Raw genomic sequence first — 26,894 nt, 5'->3', positions numbered from 1 at the left:
CCAATGCCCGACGATGATCCCGTTAATTCGATCGAAGTCCGGTTGCAGGCACTGAAAGAGTTATTGACCGGGCGCGAGTTCTCGGCCATAGAGTCTGCTATCGAAGCGGTTCTTGATCGGCTTTTGCTAGGCCGCATCCTGACGGATCCTGTCTTCACTTCAATTGTTGAACTACCGGATGTGTACTTATCTCAGACGTCTCAAATCATCGACAGTTTCATGACAATGAACGGATTGGAAGCTCTGATTGGCATCCAGCAGCGACGGAATATACGCGGAATGATATTACGTGGACAGGCTTACCAGTCGCGCAATGCCTTGATTGCCGATTCGACATTTCTGGGTTTACTTCGGTCCGTACTTCAGCGTGGGCATAGTGAATTGAGATGCGAGTCGTGTGGATATCACTTCAGATACGAAGACATCGAGGGTAGAAGGAGCGAGTTAGTCAGTTCGGTGGAGATTTCTTTGTCATCATCGCTGCACGCATCACGTGTTCTTGACAGAGTCAAGCGCCCAATTATGACAAGGCTAGAGGTGGACCACATTGTTCCCAGGATAGGTTGGGGTGGTACGGATGTTACGAACCTGCAAATTCTCTGTCAACTGTGCAACCAGGGTAAAGCAATTTATGTAGTTGGTCTTGAGGCGGTTTCGGTGATTGCGGCTGGATCGTATGGAATGAACCACAGTATTGAGATGTATCCAAACCGGACCATATTTTACGGATCGATGAGCCACGCCGGTTCTCGCTGCAGCGTGTGCGAGCGAACATCCTCGTCGGTCGAACTTACTGCGATTCCGGAATCGCCTTGGTTCACCCCGTGGTCTGTCAACGTGGTTTGCTACGAGTGCTCGGCCCTCTAGTCAATGCCCCTTGAAGAGTTATGTTTGGAGTTCATTGATCCTCAGATTGACTGACGCTAATGACCGCGGTAGACGCATGTAGAGGTACATGTTTCTTTCACAACAACAGCACTTAACATCGGAAGCGGCGTTACGAGAGCTGCCCATAGCCATTTTGCCAAATTCTCGCTTGTCGGATTTGAAAGTCCTTCAAGATCGTTCAAGTAATAGTGGTCAAGCCTGGCAAGAATAGGCTGAACCGCTTGCTTGAGATCGCCGAAGTCGATCACCCAGCCCATCTGCTCGTCAACAGGCCCCTCGACATGGACCTCGAACCGGTACGAGTGACCGTGAAGTCGCGCGCACTTGTGCCCCTCCGGAACATTGGGCAGACGGTGTGCGGCCTCGAAATTGAATTCACGGAAAATTTCAGTTGTGTGCGTCACGGTATTCCTAAGAACTTGTGAGTCTGCAGACTCAATTGCCAATTGGGATGTTCAAGGCAGTATTGCACTGCTGCGGCGGTGTTTTCGGCAGTGGTTTCGCTATCCATGGGTTGCAGGCGAAAGTTCTTGAAGTCAAGATTCTCGTATTGCCGAGGGTTGTCGTTCGCCTGCGGAAAGACAAGTTTGAGTTCGTCGCCACCGCTAACCTTTAGCGGAGCGCCACTCTTCGGGCTTACACAAAGCCAGTCGATTCCTGGAGGCGGTTGCTGGGTTCCGTTCGTCTCAACGGCGATGTAAAAGCCGAGCGCATGCAGGGCGGTAGTGAGCGCCACGTCCATCTGCAGCAGAGGTTCGCCTCCAGTGCAAACCACCATCTGATTGCTGGAGTCCCCATCCGGCCAATGGGTTGCTATAGACGACGCAAGTTCTTCGGCCGTCGCAAACTTTCCTCCACCAGGCCCATCAGTGCCGACGAAGTCGGTATCGCAAAACTGGCAGATCGCTCGAGCGCGATCCTTCTCGTGACCGGTCCATAGATTGCAAGACGCGAATCGGCAGAACACTGCTGGTCGACCGGCGTGTGTGCCCTCGCCTTGCAGGGTGTAGAAGATCTCCTTGACCTTGTAGGTCACGCTATGCCACCTGGTAGATGAGAGGGTCCGTTGTGCCTGCCTCGTCGAAACCACGAAGTCGCAGCAAGCACGAGTCGCAATGACCGCAAGGTTTGCCGTGCGAGTCTGGGTCGTAGCACGAGGAGGTCATCCCGTAGTCGACACCTAGTGACAGGCCGGTGCGGACGATGTCCGCCTTAGTCATACTGATTAAGGGCGTATGGATGCGTAGTTTGTTGCCTTCCACTCCTGCTCGCGTGGCAAGGTTCGCCATGTTTTCGTAGGCCTCGATGTACTCAGGTCGGCAGTCCGGGTATCCCGAGTAGTCGAGGGCGTTGACGCCCAGGAAGATGTCTTTTGCTCCGACCGTTTCTGCGTACGCCAAGGCGAACGACAGAAAGATGGTGTTTCGGGCGGGAACGTACGTAGAGGGGATGTCCGCGGCCAACTCGCTGACGTTGTCATGCTTAGGGACCGCGGCGTCGGAAGTCAGCGCCGAACCACCGAAGATCCTGAGGTCGATGGTCGCTACAACGTGTCTCGCTGCTCCGAACGCTGCCGCTACCCGCGCCGAGGCTTCGAGTTCGACACTGTGGCGTTGCCCGTAGCTGAAAGACAACGCGTAGTTTTCGTAACCGTCGTTCTTGGCCATGGCCAGGACGGTCGTCGAGTCTAAGCCGCCGCTCAAGAGCACCACTGCGGGTGTAGGCATGTCTCCTCCAATGTCTGTGTCGGACTGCTGGTGAATACTAACCTGAAACTACGACAACAGCACGTCGCACCATGCTGTAGTTTCTAGCTGAGTTCACGTGGAGGGTCGATGAAGAAACTGACGATCGTCGTCAACTGCACTGACCGTAAGTCAGTGCAGGCGGCGCCAAATCTACGGGCACGGTCGCTCTCCTCCGTGACTCTCGCCGACAGGTTCGAGGAGTGGAACGAGCGACTCACTGCGTCCCCGACAGACGGAACGCTCCTGGCCCTCTACCAAGGCGAAGCCTGGACTCAGGTCAAACTGTTGAAATTGGACGCAGAAATCGCTGGATACGACGTGCGCTTGAAGGTTGCCTCGGCAGGGCTTGGACTCAGGGAGGTCGAGACCAAGGCGCCGGCGTACGCGGCAACCTTCACCGGCGGGCATCTCGACACAATTGCTTCCGGCGCCCAGGACTCGCAAACGTGGTGGTCGTTGCTCAACGGACTAGACGGTGCGGGGGATCTCAAGGCTCAGGAGGGGGACAAAATCCTATTGGTGTTGTCGGAGAATTACGCCCGCGCTATGGATCGCGACCTGGTGGCCCTCGCAGCATCTATGGAGGAAGTTCTTCTAGTCGGCGGATCTCGACACATCGATGGCATTCCCCGACTGCCAGCAGATCGGGCCATGAGAAGTGAACTCGGCGGAACCGTCAGCAGTGTGACCATCCGGATGGCCCGTGCCTGGTTGCGCAGAAGGTCAACAGATCGTCTTTACGATCCTGCAGACCACCGCAGCTGGGACCGTTGGTCGACCCGTGTACGAATCGTCGATAACTACGATCGGCAAACTGCCTCCGACGAGCGCATTCGTGGGATTGCGGCCGAACTGAAAGCCTCCAGGCCCGGAATCTCTGCCTCAGGCGCGCTCCGAATTGTTCGCGACTCTGGAATCGCTTGCGAGCAGAAGCGGTTTGGAGCAATTTTCAAGAGTGCGGAAGGTGGCGAGAGATGACTGGAGACGACGAACAATCGCTGGAACGTCGTGCTCTGCGGATCGAGCAGAGCGCGAAGATGCCCGTATACCTGTTTGCCCTGGCTGCCGAGGAGATCGATCTCGTCGCAGATGTTGCCAGGATTTCCAGAGATGATGCCGGGAAATTGATCGGTTATCAGAGGCCTGAGCGAAGAAATCACGTCAAGCAGATCCTGGATTATCTGAACTCGGGCGAGGTGTTGTTTCCTAACGGCATCATCATGGCCCTTCCAGAATCGGTGAAATTCAAGTCGAGTCGCGGACCCGGCACGTCTGACGGTCTCGCTACTTCGGGCACTCTGGAGATACCACTCCCGGCGAAGAGGAGTGACCCACGCCCCGCGTGGATCGTGGACGGCCAGCAGCGGAGTCTCGCTCTCTCGCGCACGACAAACACGCGCATGCCCGTGCCCATTGCTGGCTTTGTCGCGCCGTCGCTCGCTTTGCAGCGTGAGCAATTCTTAAGGGTCAACACGGTGGCGCCACTCCCGTCCAACCTGGTAACCGAACTGCTGCCTGAAGTCTTCGCTGCGCCCTCATCCAAGCTTTCTGCCAAGCGCCTTCCTTCGGCGCTGGTTGACATGCTGAACCAGGATCCTGACTCGCCCTTCCAAAAGCTAATCAAGCGAGCATCAACAGATGCGGATGATCGACGCTCGAGCGCGATAACCGACACCAGCCTGGTTGAGGCACTGAAGGAATCGTTGGAGAGCCCGTCTGGAGTCCTCTTTCCATACCGAAACATCGCAACGGGTTCGACGGATACCGAGGGGATCAGAACGCTGCTGCTCACGTACTGGAGCGCGGTTCGGGACACCTTCCCCGAAGCCTGGGGTAAACAACCGACGAAGTCTCGTCTCATGGGTGGTGTCGGCATTCGTGCCATGTCGCGACTGATGGATCGGGTTATGGCCCAGGTCGACCTCAGTCTTCCCGCCGCGAGTGACAGCACCAGGTACGAGTTGGCCCGGATTGCGGATCGCTGTCACTGGACCAGCGGAGTCTGGGAGGAACTCGGTTTGCCCTGGAACGAACTTCAGAACACACCGCGACACATCTCCGCGTTGTCGAACTTCCTTGCGCGAGCTTATGTGGACGCAAGGACTGGGAACGTATGAAGTTCTACTTTCCCGACAGCCAAGATTTGGTCAGTCCCACATACGATTTTGAGCACGACGAATACTCGCCAATGCGGGTGCGGCAACGGGACGATAAGTACGCCCATGAGGTGCTGTCTCGGCCCGCCTACGACGGACTCCTTGTCTCCAAGGCAATAGTGGACGGCAGCATCAACGGCGTAGGAAAATACACGGGCGCTCAACGGCAACGGTTGTACCGACTAGGGGTGGCGGGTTTCTTCCGATTGCCAGACGGCGTTGCCACACTGGGGGACTGCGGTGCGTTCAACTACATTAACGAATTGGAACCCCCATACTCCGTGGACGAAGTGCTCGACTTCTACGAAGGGTGCGGGTTCGATTCTGGCGTCAGCATCGATCACATCATTCTGGGCTACCAGCGTCCTGGTCTGGTTCCAATAGATCCTCAGCCTGAATGGGTCGAGCGCAAAGCGATTTCGTTGAGATTCGCCGAGCGGTTTATCGAACGGACGCGTGATCGTGGCACCAAATTCGAAGCTTTGGGCGCTGCCCAGGGTTGGGATCCAGCAAGCTATGCGGACAGTGTGGTGCAATTGCAAGCCATGGGGTACACCCGAATCGCGCTGGGAGGGATGGTCCCTCTCAAGACTCCAGACATCATGGACTGCCTGTTCGAGATCGATAAGGTTCGCCAACCCGGTACCGAACTGCATCTACTCGGAATTACTCGGTTCGAGTCGATCGAAGCCTTCGCAGCACTCGGTGTCACCAGTTTCGACAGTACGTCGGCGTTTCGGCAGTCCTTTATGGATGATCGCGACAACTACCACACAAGCGGTGACCACTACACGGCCATTCGCGTTCCCCAGGTCGACGGAAACCTGTCCCTGAAGAGGGCGATCTTGTCCGGACGCGTGGCACAGGGCGACGCCATCCGTACCGAGCGCGCAGCACTTACTGCCCTGCGCGACTTCGACCGGGGGCTCTGCTCACTAGATCGCGCCCTAGCAGCACTTGACGACTACGAGAAGGTGGTCGGAGTCAAGAAGAGCTACATTGAGCACTACCGCCGAACGCTGACCGACTCGCCCTGGCGGACATGCTCTTGCGGACTGTGCGCCAAGCACGGCATCGACATCGCTATTTTCCGCGGAACCGAGCGCAACAAGCGCCGGGGCTTCCACAACCTGTCGGTGCTTGCTGACAAGATGGCGACGCTGCCGGTAAAGGCGTCAAGACGAAAGGTTCTCCGTGGCTGACGTATATACGATTCGAGTGCCCGCCATCGAAGTGCGGCAGGGCGATCGAAACATCTACTGCTTCGCAGTCGACGGCAAGAAGTTGCTCGATTTCACTGCGGTGTCCCGCGTCAGTCGCAAGCAGGGCGCACTAGAGGGCTATCAGCGTCCCGAAGTCTTGAGTCACATACGCGCCATCCGTCGGTACCTCGAATCGCCGAATGCCATGCTGCCAAACGCAATTGTACTCGCGTTCGACGACCGGGTGTCATTCCAACCGTACAAACGGCGAAGCACGGTCACCTACTCGACCGCCGGAGATCTAGTCATACCAGTTGACGAAAGCCTCGACGACTCAGAGAAGCCCGCCCTTCTGGTAGACGGCCAACAGCGAACCGCCGCTATCCGAGACGCAGATGTCGCCGAGTTTCCAATCGCCGCCGTAGGTTTCATTGCCGAGGGTGCAGATGAGCAACGGTCCCAGTTTATTCTTGTCAACAACACCAAGCCGTTGCCCAAGGGCTTGATTCACGAACTCTTGCCTGGAGCTGTCGGGCACCTGCCGCCCCGACTCGCGCGACGCCAGTTGCCGGCGCAGATAATGAGTCGACTGAACATTGACGCGGATTCGCCGTTCGAGAACATAATATCGACGCCTACGTCGCCCGACGGGTATATAAAAGACAACAGTGTACTCAAAATGATCGAAAACAGCTTGTACGATGGAGCGTTGTACCAATACCGCAACCCAGAAGATGGGACAGGCGACGTAGAACAAATTCTGTTGCACCTCAAATTGTTCTGGACGGTTGTCGAGAATAGCTGGCCGATAGAGTGGAGATTGCCACCTCGCAAGTCCCGACTGACTCACGGCGTCGGGATTCAATCGCTGGGTTACGTAATGGACGCGTTAACCGAGGGCTACTCGGTGGAGGCGCTTCCAAAACTGGGCCTGGACAAAAAAATACTCGACCTTAACGACGTAGTTGCTTGGTCCAGTGGGACATGGGTTCTAGCGCCGGACGACCACCGTCGGTGGAATGCCCTACAGAACACCCCGAACGATATCAAACTTGTCACCAATGTCCTGCTTTCATCACTGAGGCCGGTCTAGGCTTGCACCTTCGCTGACCGCCGGCAAGACTCCTTGCATGCTCTTGTTCAGGGAGCGGACTGTAAAAAAATCCCGTCAATTCCCTGAATTTGATGCATCGATTCGGATTAACCCAAAACCGTAAAGATGACCGGTACTGCTCGACTAAACGGGCCACTGCCCCAACTATTGAGAGGCAAGTCCACCTCCTGGCCCCGAGTCTAGCGGAGCGCCGGCGCCTCTGAACGGGTCCGCGTCGACACAAGAACCCGCGCTCGCACTTTCCGCGTGTTATCGGTCTACCCCCAGTATGCTGAGTCGAAGTAAGAAGGGAAGAGTGAGTTCCAGGCAATCTCGGGGGAGGCTCGACTGGACCTAGAGGCAATGGTTGCCGCTGGTTCGCTCGGGGTTTCGGATCGGTTGTGGGAGTTTCTGATAGATGAAGCAGGCAGTCAGTAGCGGCGATCTCGTTGTAACTCCGGCATTTGGGGTCGGACGGTTGTTGGGCGTGAAGAGCGGCGTGGCGACGGTCCGTTACTTCACTGGTCCCAGTAAGGCGCCCTATGTCCAACGGCAACACGAGTCGGACGCGATTCGTCGCGCGGAACTGCGGCCACCGACGAGGGTCTACGTACACGACGGTCAACGTTGGCGCATCGGCCGTCTGGACGGAACCCCCGACAACCGTCGGCTGTATGCGGTTGCGTTTCCGAACCTCGAGGGTGCTCGGTTGCAGGAGGAAGACTTCGAGGTTCGTTGGAACCAACCTATCGACGATCCCTTCGCGCTTCTTGAGAGTCTTGGGGGCGATAGCCCCTTCGTCAGTGAGGTCCGTCTTGGCTTCCTTCGAAAATGGACTCGCCAACGAGCATCTGCGGCTGGAGTGGATGGACTTCTTCAGGCATCGGTGGAACTTCACCGGCACCAACTTGCTGTGGTTCGGAGGGTGGCGAGTGACCCGATCAAGAGGTACCTCCTAGCCGACGAAGTCGGTCTCGGGAAGACTATCGAGGCCGCCTCGCTAATCTGGCACCTTCTGGCTCGAAAAGGCAACAGTCGTGTTTTGGTGTTGGTTCCACAACATCTTCGTCATCAGTGGGCGCACGAACTATTAGACAGATTCCGCACCGACCGATTTCGACATGCGTCACTTCTAATTCGGCCACTTGAGGACGATTCAAACTGGCCGATCGGGACGATGGACATGGTGGTTATCGACGAAGCTCATCGTGCAACCCGCAACGGGTCCCTATCAGCTAGCAGCAGGCTGCGCCTCGCAGAGATCGCGCACTCGGCGGAGGAACTGCTACTCCTTTCCGCAACACCGGTAAGATCGAACGAGGCGGGTTTTCTGGACCTTTTGTATTTGTTGGATCCGGCACATTACCAACCCGATCAGGTTGAAGCCTTCACTCGGCGTGTAGAGGACCGCGATGCACTTGCGCTTATCTCCCAAGGTCTGGGTTCGGATGTCGACGAAGTTGATTTGTCGTTTTACGCCGAGCAACTGGTGAATGCCTATCCGGATGATGCATTGCTCGGCAGTCTTCTGGCCGCAGCGACTGCTGCGAACGATCGGGGAAGGCCCGCCGCTGTAGCACGTGTGCGTCAACATCTTTCGGAAGCGTATCGATTGCACCGACGTGTTTTGCGAACCCGTCGATCTCCTGAGGTAATGGCGGATTTTTCAGTGCGCGGACGAAAGCGGGCACGTCCATTTTTGCTCCCTGTGGGTACTTCGAGTGATAGTTTACGGACCCACCTTCTCGACAAGTTGCGCTTTGAAATCGCCGCGGTAGCAGAAGAGGGCGACCTAGACCCGGACAACGCTCTCGGGCTCTTTCGGGAAGTTGCGCAGCGGTGCGGGTCTTTACCACACGCGGTGCTTCCCCTCAGGTCGACACAGACGGGCGACGATGGACCCTATGTCGAGACGCTTCGGCGTCTGGCAAAGGCCGGAGTCTTGTCGAACTTCGACTCCGACATTGATGCGCTTTCGGCCGAAAAGGACAACGAGGTCATGGCCGTCGTCGACGCTCTCGCGCCCCACACCGGATCGCGCACCCAGACGCGGGTGGTGGTGGCCTCTGGATTTACCGAAACTGCGGTCGCGGTGTGGGCAGAGATGACCGCGCGATGGGGTCGCGAGAGAGTCGCGCACCACTTGCATACCAATTCGGAGGACCAGAATCGCGAAGGCATCGAACGGTGGTCTAAGGGTGGCAGTTGCTCGATTCTGGTAGTCGATGCAAGCGCAGAAGAAGGGGCGAATTTGCAAATCGCTGATCTTCTGATACACGTGGATCTTCCCTGGGAGTCATTCCGTATTGAGCAACGTGTGGGGCGGTGCGATCGCCATACGTCGCCGCCCAAGGGCCCAATCGACTCGAAGGTCGTTGTGCTAGGTGACGAACCATACGCAATGGGATGGCTTGAATTCGTTGCCGACGGTTGCGACGCATTCTCAAGATCGCTCTCAACACTTCAGTATGTACTCAGAGATACGGAAAGCGATGCGCAAGCGAATGCGTTGCGCCTCGGCCCTGAGGCACTCAGTGACGCGGCTATCGAGCAAGTAAATCGCCTTGCGATCGAACATTCGCGGATAATTGCACACGACTCTCTCGACGAGGTGGAGGAGAACACCTTCGGGCTTGGCGATGAGTCCGCCGACATTAGGCTAATTAAAAGTGATCAGAATCCTGCGCTCACAGCGAGTTTGCTGAAATGGTTTGAAGGAGTAGGGAGCAAATTCGATATAGACGACAGCGAACATATCCGGATTCGCGCGCGCCCCCGACCGCAGGTACCGGCGGACCTAGAGAACAGAATGAGCGCCTACTTCAACGCGTCCTTGGCAATTGATCGATCGGCTTGCGTCGAGAGACGTCTGCCCATCCTCCGCGCAGGGCACCCGATGGTCGACGCAATTGGTGAGCACCTGCTTCTGGACGACCGAGGCGTCGCATCGGCGATGTTCCGCCCACGGTTGGATCAGCCTAATACCGCTGTAGCGTTTCGGGCGGATTTCGTGGTGTCTGCACTCCTAGGTAACGAACTCCGCGACGCTGCAGACAGCCTAGGACTAGGGGAATGGGTTAATCAGTTACTGCAACATGTGTCACCTCCGCTTGTCGAGCGCATAGTTTTAGGCCCTGACGGCGCTCAGGTCACAGAAGGATTTCTTCTTCATCCGTACGACCCACGACGAGACCGCAACCTGATGGCAAATCCTGAACTTTTCAAGGTTCTTACTTCTTCGCTGGACTGGTCGAGGCTATGTAGCGAGGCGTCCTCGCAGACGCGGGCGCAACTAGAACAAGTCCCATCGGTAGCCGACGGTCCACGGTTGTCTGCTCTGCGTGTTAAAGAGGCGATTGTAAGACGTCTTGATCGCAATCGAGCAAGGAAGAACGCAGGTTTCGTGGACGCCGAGGCTGAGTTTGGCCAGCTAGAAGTTCTTGTTCCAGAGCGCTTGGAACTCGACATCACAATCCTTGGTTGCAGCGCGATCGTCTTTGCTGATCCGCGCAGGATTGACTCAGCGTGATCGGCTTGGATTCCGCGCAGGAATCAGTGAACGCGTGGGCGGCAGGTGCGCCTATCGAGATGACAAGTCGATTTGCGGCCGCGCTCTCCGCGGTCGCACCATCAATGTCAACCGGCGCTGCCGACATCGCTGTTCTCCTTCGACAAATCCTTAGGGCGAGCGATGAGCACCGACGAGGAGTTGTCGCTGCGTATGACGATGCAGCCCACGCATACCTCGAAGTACCGATCTGCGCACTATTTCCCGAGTCCTACGAGTGGGGAGCATACGGTCTAACCGCGTTTGTCCGGTCCCCAGGTATCGTGCGCGTCATGGCAATCGCCTGGCGCCCGGAGTGGTTAGACGTCTCGGAGCAAACCGGTGTTGACTCCGCTTCGGCCGCTGGTTTCCAGTGCCGTACCGACGAAAGCGTTGCCGGCGATCCCTTCTTGGGTTCGATCGATCCTGAGTTCGCGAGGTATAAGTCACCTGGGCAACGTGCGGCAGTGCGCAGCGCAATGATTCTGCAAGCAGGCGGAACCCTCGTCGTGAACTTGCCGACGGGCGCCGGTAAGACCCTAGCGATGCTCGCGGCCGTTCAAACCACGCCACCGGGCATGACGTCTGTCATTGTCGTGCCTACGGTGGCTCTCGCGCTCGACCAGGAGCGCAGATATGCGTCTTCCGATTTGAGTTCGCCCAATACTGCATATCACGGTGGATTGAGCGCCGAGGCCAAGAAGGGTTTCAGGGAGAGGATTTGGGCGGGATCCCAACGAGTGATATTTACCAATCCGGAAGCGGTCGTGTCCTCACTGGCCCGCCCCTTAATCGATGCTGCAACGGGTGGACGTCTCGCGGTGCTCGGCATCGACGAGGTCCACGTGGTCGGATCATGGGGAGATGCATTCAGACCCCACTTTCACTCGCTTGCCGGGCTGCGGCGCCATATGTTGCGCGAGATGGAAGGGGCAGGACACGCCCCCTTCAAAACTATTCTGGCAAGCGCGACGTTGACAGAGGACGTACTCATTCTCCTGCGAACGCTGTTCGGCAAGCCAGGTCCCTTCCACCATGTTGCTGCACCGGTCCTCAGACCGGAGCCGGGTTTCTGGCAGGCCACCAACCTTCCGACCGCGTTGAGGGATGAGTACCTCGTCGAGACAATGCGACACGTGCCACGACCCGCGATCATCTACACGACGCTTCGTGAGAAGCAACTACCTGGAACCTTGACCCCTCGATCCGTAGTAAAACTGCTTAAGGATAGGGGGTTTCGGCGTGTGGATGTTGTGGACGGGAGTTCTTCCACAGCGCATCGAGAGATGGTGTTGAAGTCGTTGCGCTCGGGTACCGGCACGCAACCCACTCTTGATGTAGTGGTCGCAACCTCGGCATTCGGCCTTGGTATCGACGTGCCTGACATCCGCTCGGTTGTGCACGCGTGTGTTCCCGAGAACGTGGACCGGTTCTACCAAGAGGTGGGCCGTGGTGGTCGCGATGGACTGCCGTCTACCTCGGTTCTTCTAGCAACGAAGGCGGACGAAGAGATCGCAGACAGCCTCGCATCACCGACCTACTTGACCGCAGAACGCGCGCGCGAGCGATGGACGGCAATGTTGCATTCCTCGCGCCGTGTGACCGCAGATTTGCAGCGTCTTCCTTTGACGGCAACGTCCGGTCGGGTGGCTGAGCACAGTGACTACAACGAACGTTGGAATCTATTCACGGTCATACTTCTTGCAAGGGCAGGAGCGATCGAGTGGGACTTCTCGCTCTCTACGCGCGAAGAAAATGATCGAATGGAATCGGATTCAGGATGGTTGACTATTCGCGTTCTTCGCGGAGACCACCAGTCAGACCGATTCTGGAGTGACGTTGTCGAACCGACGCGCAGAGCTATGGTCGAGAATGCGCGCAGAGGTCTCTTAAAACTGCGCAGCGCGATCAACGGGCAAGGCTGCGCTGGCGTCTTGATTGCCGACAGTTACTCCATCGATGAACCGCCCGAGTTTCGAACCACCTGCCTTGCATCCTGCGGAGGCTGCCGATGGTGCCGGGCCCGCGGGAGACCTCGATGGACATCTCCATCACCGTTGCCGTCGGCGATTACGGTGCGCCCGCAAAAAATGTCCCCGCTGGACCGGTTCGCTGTAGACGGTGCATATGGGCGACTGCTGGCAGTACACCTTGACACTTCGATTTACGACAGTTCAAGAAGAATGCGCGGATTGGTGTCGGGGTTGGTGTCTGCAACCGGTGCAAGACTGCTTGTCGCGGAGGGTGCCCTAGTAGGCAAATTGCGACAGATCGTCTCTAGTTCTCCGGCACTGGTCCACCTTCTGATGATCGATTCGCAAGATGTCTTCGACCCCACCACCGCGCCGGGAGTGCCAACCGTGGTGTTCCTATCAAAGGGACAGGCTGTCGGCGACTGGGCCGAAGGCAGTGGGAGGGCCCCGCTTACCGTTGTCTGCGGACCACCAGAGGCGCCGGTCGGGCGCGGAGGGTTGACGCTCGCTGACCTAGACGGTGCGTACGCGCTGACCGATCTCGAAGCTTTGCGTTAGGAGAATTACTGCGATGGCGTTATTGAACCCACCCGAATTGAGGCCCAGCGTCGTACTGGGTGTTGTGAAATATGTCGGTGCTCAGCGTGCTCAGCAAGATAGTCGCGAACGTCTTCTGGCGACCCTGGCGCCACAGACTTTGGGCGGCGCCGATCCACAACGAGACGTTAAGGTAAACCTTTCCAGTGCAATTGAGATGGGATTACTCGTCCAGGATGGAGAAAAAGTTCAGTTGGCGGAGGGTGTTCTTCCGGCGGTTAAAGGTGGACATGCAGCGTTGGTGCGACTCCTTCGGAGGCAGGTTCTATCCGACACGATGAACTCCGCACCGTGGCGTAGCCAAAAGGGAGCGCGTGATTTGACCAATGCGCTCAGTTGGTTTCTGACTCTTCCTCCCGATAAATCGCCGATTCAAATGGAGGGCGGCGGTCCCCGATCAGCGCAGACGCTGCAGACTAGCGACTTCGGCCCACGGCAGGGTGACGAGGATTCTTCGAACTGGCCAATCAACAACTCGACCAGGTTCAACTCCTTTCGGCGCTGGGCTTGCGCACTAGGATTTGCATGGGTCGATTCGAATAATCGATTGGTACCCGACCCAACAGTGGCCATACGCGACGCCCTGCCGGACGTCTTCAAAGGTGGAAACGAATCGACCGCGGCCGAATTTATTGCAAGTGTCGGGGCGTGTGTACCTGTCGTTGAGAACGGCCGGTACAGGGAATTCGTCACGAGCAATTGGGTGCGTCCGATAGCGGAAGGCAACGACTTGACTATGCCAATGACCGATGCGTTAGAACGCCTCGCGAGTGAAGGCAGCATCCTGGTCGATGACCGTGCGGATGCTGCGCGCGTTACCCGATCAGGTGGAGCGACGTTCTCCCACATCAGGAAAGGGCCAAGACTGTGACCAGTACGTTCAAGGAATTCGTGTGCTGGCGAGATGAGAGCGTTGTCGCAGCGTCTCCTCGTGACGCAGCCAGTCTCACCGATGGTCACTTTCAAGCGATACATCATCCGCTGCGACTTCGTCGGCGTCGACTGGACCAACGTGAGGGCGGTGTCTGGGCTTCCGAGGCTGACGTGCTTACGGCTTTGAAAGGTCGACTGCGGCCTGACGGGTACCTGTTTATTCCCGTGGTAGGTGGATCCGGCACTGGAAAGTCCCACCTCGTAAGGTGGGTGAAGGACCGGACCGAAGGCGAGCCAAACTGGGAGCGCCGATATCTCCCGAAGAACCGGACCGGACTTCGACGCGCAATCGAGATCATTATTCGCGACCTTGACGGACCTAGCATCGACGAGGCGCGCCAGGCCCTGTTAGAGGCGCCCGCGTACAACGAATCCGACAGCATCCTTGCGGAACGTCTGCTCGACGAACTTGCTTTGATTATCGCCCATTTGGACGATTTTCAGACAAACTCGCAACAGGATCAACGGACGGCGCAACTCAGGAGCAAACTTGCGCGCAGTCTGCCAGATCTCCTTCGAGATCCTGTGGTGCGCCGAAGACTCGTCGCAGACGGTGCCGTGATCCAACGTCTAGTGGGGTTGGCGCTTCGTGGGCGCCAGGACGGCGACGGACTCGACGACGACGCCACGCGCTTTTCGGGCAGTGACTTTCCGTTGATCTTCGAGGAAATCGCCGACGCTACGAGGGGTGCGCGGGATCTACTGGGGAAGATTGCTGCAATCCCGCAATATAGAACCGAGAGTGTCGCGATGATCAATGAGGCGTTGCCAGCTGCAGAGAAGCGGGTCGCCGTCTCGAACCAGGTCGATCTCGTCGAGGTCTTTCGCGAAGTGCGGCGTGTTCTGCACCGACAGCACAAGCAGTTAGCCCTGTTCGTTGAGGACTTCACCGTCCTGCACGGAGTTGAACGAGAATTTCTAGATGCGATCGTAGAACCGACCCAGTCGGTCGACGGTGAGATGTGTGGCCTGCGTATGATTTTTGCTGTAACCGAGGGTCATTTTGATGATCTAGACACTGTCCGAACTCGTTGTGATGATGCCTACTGGTTTGACGCGAACTACGGTGAGGACGGCGTCGACCAGGATGAAGCAATCTCCTTCGTGGCCCGGTACTTAAACGCGGCGCGCATCAAACCCGACGAGATCGACTCTCGCTGGGGACAGAGAAAGCCGGGAGACGTCAACTGGCTTGACAATGCATGCGACTCCTGTATCTATCAGGAGACATGCCATGACGTTTTTGGAGTTAGTCGCGAGGGATACGGGCTATATCCGCTGAACGCGAACGCGATCGGTCGTTTCGTGCACTCGCTTTCAACCGAACGATTCGACCCACGTGACGTTGTTCGCGAAATTATCAACCGGTTCTTGATTCAGGCGTCGAACGACTTCGGCTCAGCAGTCTTTCCGGAGTCGTCCACAGTCGACAAGTTCGACAACAATAACGATCCTCTGCAACCATTGGTCGCTGCGCGAATCAGATCCCTCCGCCCGGCGGACCATGATCGAGTAAATAATGTTGTTCGCTTCTGGTCGGGAGTCGACGGGGAAGATTGGGTCAGCGAGGCCGTCCTTGACGCATTCGGTCTAGATGACTTTTCGCAACAGTTGCAGTTGATGCTACAGGAACTCGGCGGTCGGAAGGGGGGCGTTACTACCACCCGACGACGACGTCCGGAAGGGGCAGATAAGGCGGAACCAAGAGAGTCCGACGACGCTGGATCGCGCGGGGTTGAGGATTATCTGAAGCCGCCATTCCTGAAGCATTTTCGCGAGTTGACTGAATGGTCTAGAGGGACTCGTGAATTATCGGCCGCCACGACGAACTATGTTCGTAAAGAGGTGAACGCGGTAGTTCAGCAAAACCTGGAGTATGGCGCTTTGCCGGTCAATCTGGGTGCAGGGTTTGACGATCACCGCTTACGAATTGGCGACATTACAGTCTCAGGCACAGTCACTCAGCAAACTTCTGCAAATTCCGTGCTTCACCTTGGACGCAGTGCCGACACGGCAGCAGCGCTACAAGCACTTATCCTGTTCAAGGAAATAGCGAGGGACGACTGGCCCCTTAGGGAGTTCTATCGGAGGATACTGGCTTCGGCGGTCGAATCTTGGACAACGAGCGTGGTTACCTATTTGTTGAAGCCGCCGACGTCGGACGTAGTGACTTCAGTCCACGCCGCCGTAGTGGCATCTGCGGTCCTTGGAAATCTGGGTCGACATGCGGAAGTGCCTGATTACATCTCGGCAATCTTCGCCCCGGCGACCACTTCGCAGCCTACGGTGAGGTCCGCTAAGTGGACATCGTTAGTCAGCCGGGCGTCTCAGGCCCGACCGCAGTTGCAAGCGCGGATCGAGGCGACCTTTGGAGAGTCCCGAGGAAAGTCGGGTGGGGTCCGTATGGTCACATCGGACTTACTTCTACCGATTGTGAAAGATTTCGCAGCGACTTGGACGTTGACTTCTGAAGATACGTCAACCGCCGCGCTCTTTAGACAGGTTCTTCCGGCAGTGGATGAAGAATGGTCGACGTTAGAGTCCAAGGTTCGGGAGGCCTCCCGCCACATTGATCCAAATCGATCATGGGCGGAACAAACGTCAAAGGTACTGGCCTCACTTCGAACTGCCCATCAAGTAGGCCGGTTGGATGACGGCGACGCACTGCAAATGATGACGAGACTGGCTGCTTCCGAACCGGATCGCGTTCTCGTCTCATTCTTGGACGCGGCGGCAACGGTCAAGAAAACGTTGGGCCTGCACGACAAACTGGCAGTGTTGGCGAGCAACATTCCAGAACATGTTGCGGTGGTCTACGACTTCAGCAATCTTGCAGACTCGACAATCAAACGTGTCGAGCGCAGCCTCGTAGCACGCCTATCGGACGCGGAGGGCGTCGGTGACCTCGAACTCGCTACGCAGCGTGTCCTAGAATCGACACGGCAGTTCGATGAAGCTGTAGGAAGGTTGAGACCATGACCTTGTACGACCACGCCGTCGAACTGCAACTAAAACTCGAGTCAATGCAGGCGGTTGACTCTGCTCAGGAACTTGTGAACAAGGCCGGCAACATCGCCGACGGTATTGAGGACGCAACAGGTTTTCTTGATGGTGTAGAAAGGTTCAAGACACGATTGTTGCTCGCCGAGTCGCCTCCCATTGACAGGAACGCGGTCGCTACGGCATTGAAGGGCTTTCGGACAGGCCTTTCAACCTATGGCTCAAGAGCATTTCAACAGCAATCTGCTGCCAAGTTCGTCCAGGTGGCTAAAGAACAACGCGCACAAACGAGTCGCTGGGCGACAGCGCGCTGGAAGGCACTGTTTCAGCCGAGCATTGCACAGATCGACGCCGTCGAAGCGGGCCGTCTGGTCGGCGGATCGTCGCATCGTCGCACCGCTGAACGGGTAGGCCGGAAGATGTCAATGCTCATGCGTCAAAACCCCGTCAGCGACGAGAGTAAAATTGTCACAGAACTCTGTGGTGGCGACCCAGACTTATCCTGGCCAGACCAGATTGCCATGTTGGCGGACGAATTGACCCGCGCATTCGAGGCGATGGAAGGCGAACGCGATGCTTTGACGCCCGATGTCCAGAGTGCACTCAAAGCCGCTGCTTCGCCGGACGGCTTGTCCCTGGAGGATATGACCAGCGACGTTCTCGAAAAGCTGAGGGCGGCCGGCATGGCCGGTGACCTTGTGGTGCGTCGACGTTGAGCGACGACGTTGTTGGACGCGTGCTCAACAGCATCGAGAACTACGAGATGCCCCTGTTGGCGTGGGGTGTCAGCGACGGGTCTCTTACAGAGCAAGAAATCGAACGCCTCATCGAAGAATCCGCGCCCGGGTCGGACGTCGAGGAAATTTTGGATGATCTTCTCGACCGCGGTTTGGTCTTTGCCTTTGGTATTTCCGAACAGAAGTTTCGCAGTCGGATGGCAGAGACAGTCCGACTCGCAGCACGGTTGCGTCAGTGGTTCCATGGTCAATCCTGGACCGCAGCGGCAAACCTCGTCTCTGATATGAGGTTCCTGAGCGCTGAACGCTCAGTTCCTCGGCGTGACGTTGATAGTCACGAGTTGGACACGTTGATTCGGTCTACCAACGCGACATGGACGGACCGCCACCAGATTGCTATGAACTCTTTACTGGGGGGTCGTTCCGTGTCCGCTTTTCAGGCTCGCGCCCACGTCCGCCTATCTCAGCGATCGACCGGCCATCGCGGAACAGTGATTTCGGCCGGTACTGGGTCCGGTAAGACTCTCGCTTTCTACCTACCAATCCTGACTCGAATCGCCGGTGATCCTCGACCCGGCGGGGTACCACGAGTCATTGCGATCTATCCTCGTATTGAACTTCTACGAGATCAACTGCGCAGCATCCTGAGAACATGTCGATCCCTAGGTAACCCCGTTCCTCGCGTCGGTGTGTTTTACGGTGCGGTTCCGCGCAATCGAGACGACGCTGAGCACTCACCTTATTCTTCTTGGAAGAAAGTACCTGGTGGGTTGCTGTGCCCGATCATCGATTGCCTTGAGGATGATTGCGAAGGGAAGTTGATCTGGCCGACGTCTGCAGGATCCGCGGAAGTCCTACGTTGCGAAACATGCGGATCCCTCATTAATACCGAGGCCCTAAGCTTCACGCGTGACGCGTTGAAAGCCTCCGCGCCCACGATCCTGTTCACCACGACCGAGATGGTCAACCGCGAACTGGGGTCGAAGGATTACAGACGGTTGCTCGTCGGTGACGACGTTCGATCGCCCGAGTTCGTGCTGTTGGATGAAGTTCATACATACTCAGGCACTCATGGTGCCCAGGTAGCAAACCTGCTCCGGAGGTGGCGCGCGGAGGTCTCGAATCCGCCGCATGTGGTGGGACTGTCCGCAACCCTGGCAGACCCGATCGGATTCTTTTCCGACCTTACCGGCCTCCCGACATCCAATATTTCAGCCATCAAGACCGAGGCGAGTGAAATGAAGGAGGTGGGCAGAGAATATTTTTTGGCGTTGCGTGGCGATCCGGCATCACGGAAGTCGCTGCTGTCTACGACAATTCAGACCACAATGCTGATACGAAGAATGCTGGACCCGAGTCCAGAGGGGCCAAGTCTCGGATCTTTCGGGTCGAAGCTCTTCGTTTTCATGGATGACCTAGATGTAACTAACAGGCTTTACTCGCAATTGCTCGATGCCGAGGGTTGGCGCTCGGGTGGAGTGAACCGTAAGCCAGACGGGAGCCTCGCCGTACTGCGGACATCTTCAGGGTCTGAGGTCCGCGCCCGTGAGGAGGCAGGGCAGGTCTGGCGTGCAGCGGAGGATCTCGGAACTCTGAATCGTACTGTCCGAATTGCACGTACCACCTCGCGTGACGGCGGCGTCGATACCCAGGCTGACGTGGTTGTTGCCACCGCGTCACTGGAAGTGGGGTTCGATGACCCCGCGGTCGGCGCGGTGGTTCAGCACAAGGCACCCCGTGATGCTGCACAGTTCATCCAACGCCGCGGTCGAGCTGGTCGCGACCCGCTCATGCGGCCCTGGACGGTGGTCGTTCTCTCCGACTTCGGCCGGGATCGACTCGCATTCCAGTCCTACGAAACACTGTTCGCGCCAATTGTTCCGCGATTGTCGTTACCGCTGCAAAATCGAAGTATTCTGAAAATGCAGGCCACGTGGTGGCTATTGGATCGCCTGTCGCGCTCGGGGCAGGGTACATCAATCGCAAGCGTCATTGCGAGGCCCTGGAGCAAAAATCGAGACAGTCAACGGCAGCACGCCGAGCGGTTGCTGGCACTCGTCCGAGATCAACTGAACCCGAAGGCAATCGAGCGCATGGGAAGGCAACTCCAACGTGCACTGTCCCTGGCGGACGAGGACCTTCGAGCGGTGTTGTGGGACCACCCGCGGGGCCTCGTCCCCGCAGTGTTTCCTACACTTATTCGTGGTTTGGAGGTGGCTGCCGCAGGCCCGAGTCTCGGAGTCAGCGACTGGCCCAACCCGCTCGCACCTTTCCTACCTCCCACTCTATTTTCACCTTTGCAGACTCCAGAGATTGAGGTCCTTACGCCTTGGTCAGGGGGCGACGTTGAGGCGGAACCCGTATCCCAAGGCATGCGACAGTTCGCTCCTGGCCGGGTGAGTTACAGGTACGCGAAAAACGGCAAACGCGATCGCCTGTGGGTGGCACCGCCGCCGTATGAAAGTCCAGCAATTCAGTTGTCTTCGTTCTGTTCTGACTACACGGACTTGGAACCTCCGCCAACTGGCGACGGTTCGCGGTTGATTCAACTTCGACGATTAGACCTCACCAAACCGGAGAACGAAATCCCGGACTCGTCGTACGGTGAGTGGAATTGGCGTGTCGCCTTCCGGCATGATGGTGAGCCTCTTGAGTTGGACTTGCCGTCGGGTGCTTCTCTATGCAGTGTGGTCGCCGGCGTGGAGGTCTTTACTCACAGGCATCGCTGTCCGCAGACGGTCTGGCGGTACGCGAGCGAATTCGCCGTCAGGCGCAACCTTGACAGCGCACCGCCTCTCACTGAACATTCGATCCAGATAGGCGAAGACGCGGTCAATGTGGGGTTTGTGATAGATGTAGACGGTCTTGGGATATCTGTTCGTCTGCCATCTTCACTCCCGAACGATCGCGCATTATTGCAATCGCTACGAGTCGCGCGGATGGAATTCCTCGTTCGCACGAACGGCCAGATTGTCGAGTCCGTTCCCTCACCGTTCACACGGGACTGGCTTCACCAGATTCTTCTATCGGTGCTTGTCGTCGACAGTCAAACCAGATCCCTCCACGATGCAGTGCTTACACTAACGGACGCGGATTTGCGTTCCCGGATGATTGCCGCTGCTCGCGAAGTTTTCGGAGTGTTAGACATTGGAGACTCACCTAGCGATTTCCAGCCACCGGACGCCAATTTGATCGCTGATATCACCGCCGCACTGGAAGCAGTTGGAGTCGTAAACGAACTACGTATTGCCGCGTCTGCGCTGTGGGCAAGCCCTGGTGCTGAGTGGAAGAATTGGCTCGATGAACGGTATATGAACACTTTGGGGTCAGCGTTCGTGGAGGCCGTTCAGAACTTATGCCCGGAAGTCGATGCTAGCAGTCTACGTATCGACATGTCTCCCAGTTCAGAGACTGATAGACAAACGGCAGTTATCAATATCAGTGAGGATGAACCCGGAGGGCTCGGTGTTATCGAGGCGCTGATAGACAAGTACGTCGAGGATCCGCGTAGATTCTGGTCTCTTGTCGAGACAGCACTTGGTGCCAGCGACGGGGAAAGGGTAGACGAGAACATACGACGCTACCTATCGGTTGCGAAGTCGGCTCCTGTCGCCGGCCATGTCGCGTCTATTCGTGGCGCGAATAATCTGGCCGGTCTCACCGCCGGTTGGCAGTCCCTGCGCACGTCACTCTTCGAGGTCGGCTTGGCGTGCGACCATGCAATAATTTCTGCGTTATCGACCCGGCTTCTCAGGCCAGGAAGTAACGACTCTGTCGACGGACTCGTTGCTGACCTCATCGTCAAATGGGACGACATCGAACGTAGGCTTGGAATTGACGTGGAACTCAGAGTTTTTGCCTATGTCGCGCTAGCCGATGCGGACCTAAGGCAGCGACTTCTTGCAGTCTCGCACGGACATGAGAGTCAACCAGGCTGGGAGATCGGCCAAGTCGTGGGCCTTTTATGGTCGCGTGGATATCGCCTGAGATCGTCTGCTCTACAGACTTACTCACCTTATAGAAAGTACGAACCTACGGAGCGCCTCCTCTTTCGTAGACTTATCGAGGAGAATAATTCAACCATAGATGCCCAAGAACCAAATTGGCGCGACGCGGTGGACGAACTTCTCCGTCAGAAAGCGACCGCAACACTCCGGGTACGAGATGACCTGCATGCGACAAGCGTAATACGTGAATTCATGACAATACCGACCAATGTTGACGTATTACAGTTTCACCCAAGAGTGGTCGGAGTTTCGCGATCGCTTCAGGGCGTCGATATTCGCGTAGAACTGCGCGAGGCACGCCAATGACCTCGCGAACTCTTCGTACCTCTGCTGTGTCGTCTCGCGAAGAACTCGCAGACGCTCTTCAGGCACTTTTTGTCGCTGAACTGTTGACTCCGAGTAGGCCACTCTGGATTGTGACTCCGTGGATTTCGGACGTAGCTTTGCTTGACAATAGAAGTGGACTTTTCTCAGGGCTACTTCCGGGCTTGCCCCAACGTCCAATTCGGCTATCAGAACTGTTGACTAACCAGATTCAGCGTGGCGGTTCGGTCGTGATTGCATCCAGACCCGATGATCACAATAAAGCATTCGTCGACCAGCTGGAGTCAAAGGTCAACACCAGTCGGGAATCGTTCGGCAGTCTGACGTGCAGGTATGCCGTCGAACTACACGAGAAGGGCATTCTCTCCGGCGCGATTCTTCTGAGCGGATCGATGAATCTGACGTTCAATGGTCTCCGACGACTGGAGGAATCAATAGTAATCTCTGACGACCCTGATTCGGTCGCCCGTGCGCGCTATGCGTACGAGGACCGGTGGGGTACGCCGTGAGCGCGACTGTAGAGATGTTCTACACGTCACCTAACGAGATTTTGCCTTCGGAGTTGGGCGAGGATTTGGCAGAGTTGCTGGGCGAGTTGCGAGCGAGATTGGAGCACCTAAGAAAGCGGACGCTACTTCCCGCTAGGGTGTCTGGTATCACGCGCTGGTACGCCTTAGCGCCGTCACAACGTGATGGTCGACTCATTCGCGACGAGGTTCAAGGCTGGATTGGCCGGCCTTTGACTACTGGCCTGGTGTCGGTCTTGCCGCATTCGTTAGATCCAGTCGATCAGGCTGCCCTCAGCCTTGTACCCGGTGGATCAGTGCTGCGACTCGATGTCGCACCTGGTTGGCAAAACCAGGTGCGCGAAAACGTGTCGTCATTGAATGACGTTTGGACCCTCGAACCAGAACGGCAGTCCGATCAACTGAGGCCAGTCGGGCGAATTCTCCGACAGTTCTACGAAGGCATAGTCGGTGGTGATTCAAGTCGAGCAGAAGCCGCGTTGGACGAACTTCGTGGACGGGCGCTTCTAAGCTCTACGAATCTACGATTTCTGCGGGTTGAACTGCTGAGTGCGCTTGGCACGGCCGAGCAATTGCGAGATGATCCGGCGCTTCGAGATATATCATTACTGGCCCGTCCGCCTGCTGTTACCGAAAATATCGCGGAGGCGGCAGACGCTCTTCTTGTGATTCCGCAGTTAGCGGGCAATTCGACCGGCGACTGGCGGGGGGCTGCCGAAAAACTCGACATCGTGTGGCCCTCTCTCGTAACATACAGCCACCAGGTAACTTCTCTCTCGACTGCGCGTTGCTTTGCGCTCGGACAACTGCTGGTCGACGAACCCAAAACCGATGAGATCGGCAAGCTTACATCGCGGTTTCCAGGTGACCCTGTAATTGACAGTGTGATCGCGGCGATGCCATCGCCGGCGGCGCGAGCAGTCTCGACTGGACCCGTAGACCTATATCTCGACGGCAGGTTTGAGGAAGCGTTGACCCTTGCCGAGTCTTCGACTCCACCTGGTCGATCGACGGCGTACATCGCCCTAGCCGCAGCAGTTAGTCTCCAGGACTCAGCATCCGCGACTCGTGCATTGGGCGTCGTCGACGCCATGGGTGAAGCAGTTCGCGCGGATATGCTTAAGGGTGTCGTCGAACGAAGTTTTGTCGAACGTCTCCGGGCCTTAACGGCCGCGGACCGTATACCAAGGGACTGGCTCGATTGGTTGCAGGGTGATTGGCCGGATCGACCTGACTTGCTGTCCGAGTGGTCACGTCAGTGGGCGCGCAATGCTGAAGATCTTTCGCTTGCTTCTAGTGCGATCGCTGAAGAATTCATCGACGCGCTGACCGATTCGCGTCGTGCGCGAGTTCGCAATGGAGTCCCCGTCTTTGTTGACTGGTTGACTGCTGACGGTGTGCCTGCTTCAGGTGTCGGTTTAGCTGCAACAGTGTTTGATATCATGCTCTCTAGCGAACCAGGAAGAACGGAGCGCCAGGCGGCGCTCACGCTGTTAGACGGAGTCCTTGGTGCGGGTTGCACCCTTTCTGAATACAATGAGGTCCTTGCCGCTGTCGCTAGGGAACTTGATGTGATTGGTCCACGAGACAGTCAGTGGCTCGCCCAGGTGGTCGACATTCTTTTAATGAGTGCGTGTCCAGACCAGGCGCAGCGGTCAGTCCTTCTGGCACGGGCGGCCTCAATTGCAACGTCGTGGGCTGAGTTGCTTGATCGAACTGATGCGATTCTTCTGGATCTTCTATTTCGTAGTGCCGGCATCGAATTTTCGAACTCGGATAAGGATGTATCTCCCAAACCGGCCGCGCGCCAATTTAGGGCGGTTGGTGTTTACTCATTAATGGAGAGTGCTATCCGAGCGGTAACGCCTTGGATTGAATCGCGCTGGCCGGGAGTACGAGTCAGGGCATCGTCGGGCGCAGTCAACAGCAAATCGCTGGTCGCACTCGTGCAAGGCGTGGACGTCATGCTCGTTCAAACCAGTCATGCGAAGCACGCGGCAACGGGTGCAATCACGGTGGCTGCTCCCGATCCATCTCGAGTCGTTCTAGTCAGTGGTAGAGGTGCTTCGTCGCTGATGAAGGCGCTGCTCGACTGGGCGGATGAGGGGTGACGAGGGACCCTACGTCCTCAGTTCAGTTCTACTTGTAATTTTGTATCCGTGGCATCATTACGGGTATGAAACGACGACTCGTACTTGACCTCGATATCGCGGGGAACCTTGGAGACGCTGATCATGATAGAGCGTATTCGGCTATCGCCCATACGGCCTGGATGCTTCTTCGTGCCATTTCTGACGGCAGTGGAAACCCAGCCCTGGTCGATTTTGAAGTCCATCACGACAACGCATCGGTTGCGCTCTCGGGTAAACTAAATGGCGATTGGGACCGCTACCAGAATGAGGCAAAATGGGGATAAGAACCATGTTGTCGCGCAGGGCTCTTCACCTGCCTCGAATCAATTCTGAGTTGTAGTAAGTAGGCGGATCCGGACGGGTTCACGTCGGCGTGGTCTGACCTCGCCGATTGCCTGAACAGCTTTCAACAACGAGTTCCAGCGTTGGCGTCGATGAGCGGACGGAGATCCGTGGATGGGCTTCACGATATCCTGGAAGCGGTCCGCAACCTCACTCTTAGCTTATCGAGAAGTTCGCCGTACCTAGTGTCCGGGGAGTTTGGCCAGTGTTTGTCGGCTTGCATCGCCAAGGTGTCATGCAGCATCTGCAGGTCAGTTGCAGCGTTCTCCTGATCAGACGACGAAGACGCTGCGCTCAAGAGCGAAACTGCGTCTTGCAATGGCGGTCGCATAGTGTCCTCGTGCTGGGTGACGACTGTGCCAAGAGCGAGTCGCTTGTAATTGGCAGCGATTATTCCCAGTACGTCGTGTGCGAGGCGCAGTAGGTTGTTATCGGTCATCGGCGCCGCGATGATGACGAGATGACCGGTCGCATTAACGATTGAGCTTTCTGACGCGGAAGGTTGAAGTACGAAGTCGTATCGGACGCAATTTCGACTCATAGTTGTAGGCGGGAGTACCGACACTTTCGATCGGATGCAGGCGTCAGGATTCAGGCGTCAGGAAGTCAGGGTCGGTAGAGGTCAGCCACGGGACATCGACACGACGTACTGAGTCGCTCGCAACATGTGTGACCGACATGCTGGCTGGCTTCAGGCGGCGCGAAGGTGCGCACACGGTCGAACTGGCTGTGCCACTCTATGCGCGCGGCGAGATCGTCGAGCAGGGGACGCGCGCGGCCCTGGCGCTCAGTCGACGTGTGCGGGCAGGATGCCCATCACGAAAGGGGGCTCGGCCACAAACATGTCAAGGCTTAACTCCCTCGCCCATCGCTTCGAGCGTCTCCTGTAAAGGAAGCCAACGGTGTCGTCGGTCAGCAGACCCGAATCTGCGGATTCGCTCCGCGACCCTTCGGAGTTCCTCGGCCACTTCGTTTTCTTCTTCGTCGAGAAGCTCGCCATACCTTGCGTCGAGCAGGTACGGCAGTCGGTCGCTGGCGTGCATGGCGACGCCGTCGAGGAGGATTTCCAGATCGCGTGCAGCAACTTTCATGCTCGACGACTGGGACGCGGCGACGTATTCGAAGTCGCCATCCCACAGCGCTGCCCGCAGGGAGTCCGGCTGCAAGGTGACGACCGTTCCTAGCAGTCGGCGCTGGTTATTGGATGCATTCATTGCCAGAACTTCGTGCGCAAGCCTCAGCACGTTGTCGTCCGTCATAGATGCACCGATGACGATCAGGTGGCCTGTTGCCATGAGTGATTGGACAATAGATGCAAGAGGGCGCCGCTCGGAATCATACTGAACGAAGTCACGACGACTGAGAATGATGCTGTCCGGATCAGCAACGTCGCCGTGCATCTTTAGCAACCACGACCGTTTGTTGGTTACTTCTTCGCGAGGGAGTACCGAGATCGACTTGGGCCCGTTGGCCGACTTGCACGCGTCCTCGTAGAGCGTGTCGTAGTTCGTAGTCACTGCCTTCTCGACACCCAGTGACGCGAGCAGGCAGTGCGCGAGGGTGGGCATGTGGGATGCGCCGGATCCTGTAGCTTCGGCCGCCCTGGCACCCAGTGAACCGTCCTGGTCCTGATGGAGACTTCGTTCAGGCCACCTCGCGGTCGGAGGCGGCGTTCGTGCGGTTCTGAC

Annotated in this window: 18 protein-coding genes; 14 read left to right on the top strand and 4 right to left on the bottom strand. The window is 57.1% G+C overall.

Going from position 1 to position 26,894, the window contains the following annotated elements; translation table 11 throughout:
- Positions 1-3: 3 nt before the first annotated feature.
- Positions 4-867 carry an HNH endonuclease gene (locus AC59JP_RS14595; protein WP_497326526.1) on the top strand — a complete coding sequence of 288 codons (864 nt, stop codon included), beginning with the start codon at positions 4-6 and terminating at the stop codon, positions 865-867.
- A gap of 56 nt (positions 868-923) precedes the next feature.
- On the opposite strand, the gene queD is transcribed toward AC59JP_RS14595, so the two are convergent.
- Genes queD through queC form a run of 3 tightly spaced genes read right to left on the bottom strand, consistent with a single transcriptional unit; the run spans position 924 to position 2,615 of the window.
- Positions 924-1,292 (bottom strand): 6-carboxytetrahydropterin synthase QueD, encoded by a 369-nt coding sequence (gene queD, locus AC59JP_RS14590; protein WP_497326525.1) that lies wholly within the window; start codon positions 1,290-1,292, stop codon positions 924-926.
- Positions 1,289-1,924 (bottom strand): 7-carboxy-7-deazaguanine synthase, encoded by a 636-nt coding sequence (gene queE / locus AC59JP_RS14585; protein WP_497326524.1) that lies wholly within the window; start codon positions 1,922-1,924, stop codon positions 1,289-1,291. The genes queD and queE overlap by 4 nt, the downstream gene beginning before the upstream one ends.
- Position 1,925: 1 nt before the next feature.
- On the bottom strand, positions 1,926-2,615 hold the full coding sequence (gene queC / locus AC59JP_RS14580; protein ID WP_497326523.1) for a 7-cyano-7-deazaguanine synthase QueC: 690 nt from the start codon (positions 2,613-2,615) through the stop codon (positions 1,926-1,928).
- 108 nt (positions 2,616-2,723) lie between these two features.
- On the opposite strand from queC, the gene AC59JP_RS14575 reads away from it, so the two are divergent.
- The 13 genes from AC59JP_RS14575 to AC59JP_RS14515 all read left to right on the top strand — a co-directional run bounded on the left by AC59JP_RS14575 (position 2,724) and on the right by AC59JP_RS14515 (position 25,148).
- On the top strand, positions 2,724-3,614 hold the full coding sequence (locus AC59JP_RS14575) for a hypothetical protein (protein WP_497326522.1): 891 nt from the start codon (positions 2,724-2,726) through the stop codon (positions 3,612-3,614).
- Positions 3,611-4,753 (top strand): DGQHR domain-containing protein DpdB, encoded by a 1,143-nt coding sequence (dbpB, locus tag AC59JP_RS14570; RefSeq protein WP_497326521.1) that lies wholly within the window; start codon positions 3,611-3,613, stop codon positions 4,751-4,753. The genes AC59JP_RS14575 and dbpB (AC59JP_RS14570) overlap by 4 nt, the downstream gene beginning before the upstream one ends.
- Complete coding sequence (dpdA, locus tag AC59JP_RS14565) at positions 4,750-5,994, top strand: tRNA-guanine transglycosylase DpdA (RefSeq protein ID WP_497326520.1); 1,245 nt, start codon at positions 4,750-4,752, stop codon at positions 5,992-5,994. The genes dbpB (AC59JP_RS14570) and dpdA overlap by 4 nt, the downstream gene beginning before the upstream one ends.
- Positions 5,987-7,087, top strand: coding sequence for a DGQHR domain-containing protein DpdB (dbpB, locus tag AC59JP_RS14560; RefSeq protein WP_497326519.1), 1,101 nt, complete (start codon positions 5,987-5,989; stop codon positions 7,085-7,087). Before dpdA ends, dbpB (AC59JP_RS14560) begins: the two co-directional genes overlap by 8 nt.
- Before the next feature lie 418 nt (positions 7,088-7,505).
- Entirely contained in the window at positions 7,506-10,616 is a 3,111-nt protein-coding gene (gene dpdE / locus AC59JP_RS14555; RefSeq protein ID WP_497326518.1) for a protein DpdE, read from the top strand.
- A gap of 59 nt (positions 10,617-10,675) precedes the next feature.
- On the top strand, positions 10,676-13,165 hold the full coding sequence (gene dpdF / locus AC59JP_RS14550) for a protein DpdF (protein ID WP_497327076.1): 2,490 nt from the start codon (positions 10,676-10,678) through the stop codon (positions 13,163-13,165).
- A 13-nt stretch (positions 13,166-13,178) separates the two neighbouring features.
- Complete coding sequence (dpdG, locus tag AC59JP_RS14545; RefSeq protein ID WP_497326517.1) at positions 13,179-14,075, top strand: protein DpdG; 897 nt, start codon at positions 13,179-13,181, stop codon at positions 14,073-14,075.
- A complete protein-coding gene (gene dpdH / locus AC59JP_RS14540; protein ID WP_497326516.1) occupies positions 14,072-17,116 on the top strand; it encodes a protein DpdH in 3,045 nt (1,014 codons plus the stop codon). The genes dpdG and dpdH overlap by 4 nt, the downstream gene beginning before the upstream one ends.
- On the top strand, positions 17,113-17,853 hold the full coding sequence (locus AC59JP_RS14535; RefSeq protein WP_497326515.1) for a hypothetical protein: 741 nt from the start codon (positions 17,113-17,115) through the stop codon (positions 17,851-17,853). Before dpdH ends, AC59JP_RS14535 begins: the two co-directional genes overlap by 4 nt.
- Positions 17,850-22,187: a protein DpdJ gene (gene dpdJ / locus AC59JP_RS14530; protein WP_497326514.1), complete on the top strand. Its 4,338-nt coding sequence runs from the start codon at positions 17,850-17,852 to the stop codon at positions 22,185-22,187. Before AC59JP_RS14535 ends, dpdJ begins: the two co-directional genes overlap by 4 nt.
- On the top strand, positions 22,184-22,714 hold the full coding sequence (dpdK, locus tag AC59JP_RS14525; protein ID WP_497326513.1) for a phospholipase D-like domain-containing protein DpdK: 531 nt from the start codon (positions 22,184-22,186) through the stop codon (positions 22,712-22,714). The genes dpdJ and dpdK overlap by 4 nt, the downstream gene beginning before the upstream one ends.
- Positions 22,711-24,843: a protein DpdD gene (gene dpdD, locus AC59JP_RS14520; RefSeq protein ID WP_497326512.1), complete on the top strand. Its 2,133-nt coding sequence runs from the start codon at positions 22,711-22,713 to the stop codon at positions 24,841-24,843. The genes dpdK and dpdD overlap by 4 nt, the downstream gene beginning before the upstream one ends.
- 65 nt (positions 24,844-24,908) lie before the next feature.
- Positions 24,909-25,148 carry a hypothetical protein gene (locus AC59JP_RS14515; protein WP_497326511.1) on the top strand — a complete coding sequence of 80 codons (240 nt, stop codon included), beginning with the start codon at positions 24,909-24,911 and terminating at the stop codon, positions 25,146-25,148.
- A gap of 903 nt (positions 25,149-26,051) precedes the next feature.
- Here AC59JP_RS14515 and AC59JP_RS14510 read toward each other — a convergent pair.
- Positions 26,052-26,774 carry an SIR2 family NAD-dependent protein deacylase gene (locus tag AC59JP_RS14510; RefSeq protein WP_497326510.1) on the bottom strand — a complete coding sequence of 241 codons (723 nt, stop codon included), beginning with the start codon at positions 26,772-26,774 and terminating at the stop codon, positions 26,052-26,054.
- Positions 26,775-26,894: the final 120 nt, after the last annotated feature.

The organism is Rhodococcus sp. 320_ES (assembly GCF_059691855.1).
This window is presented reverse-complemented; position numbering and strand designations above follow the sequence as displayed.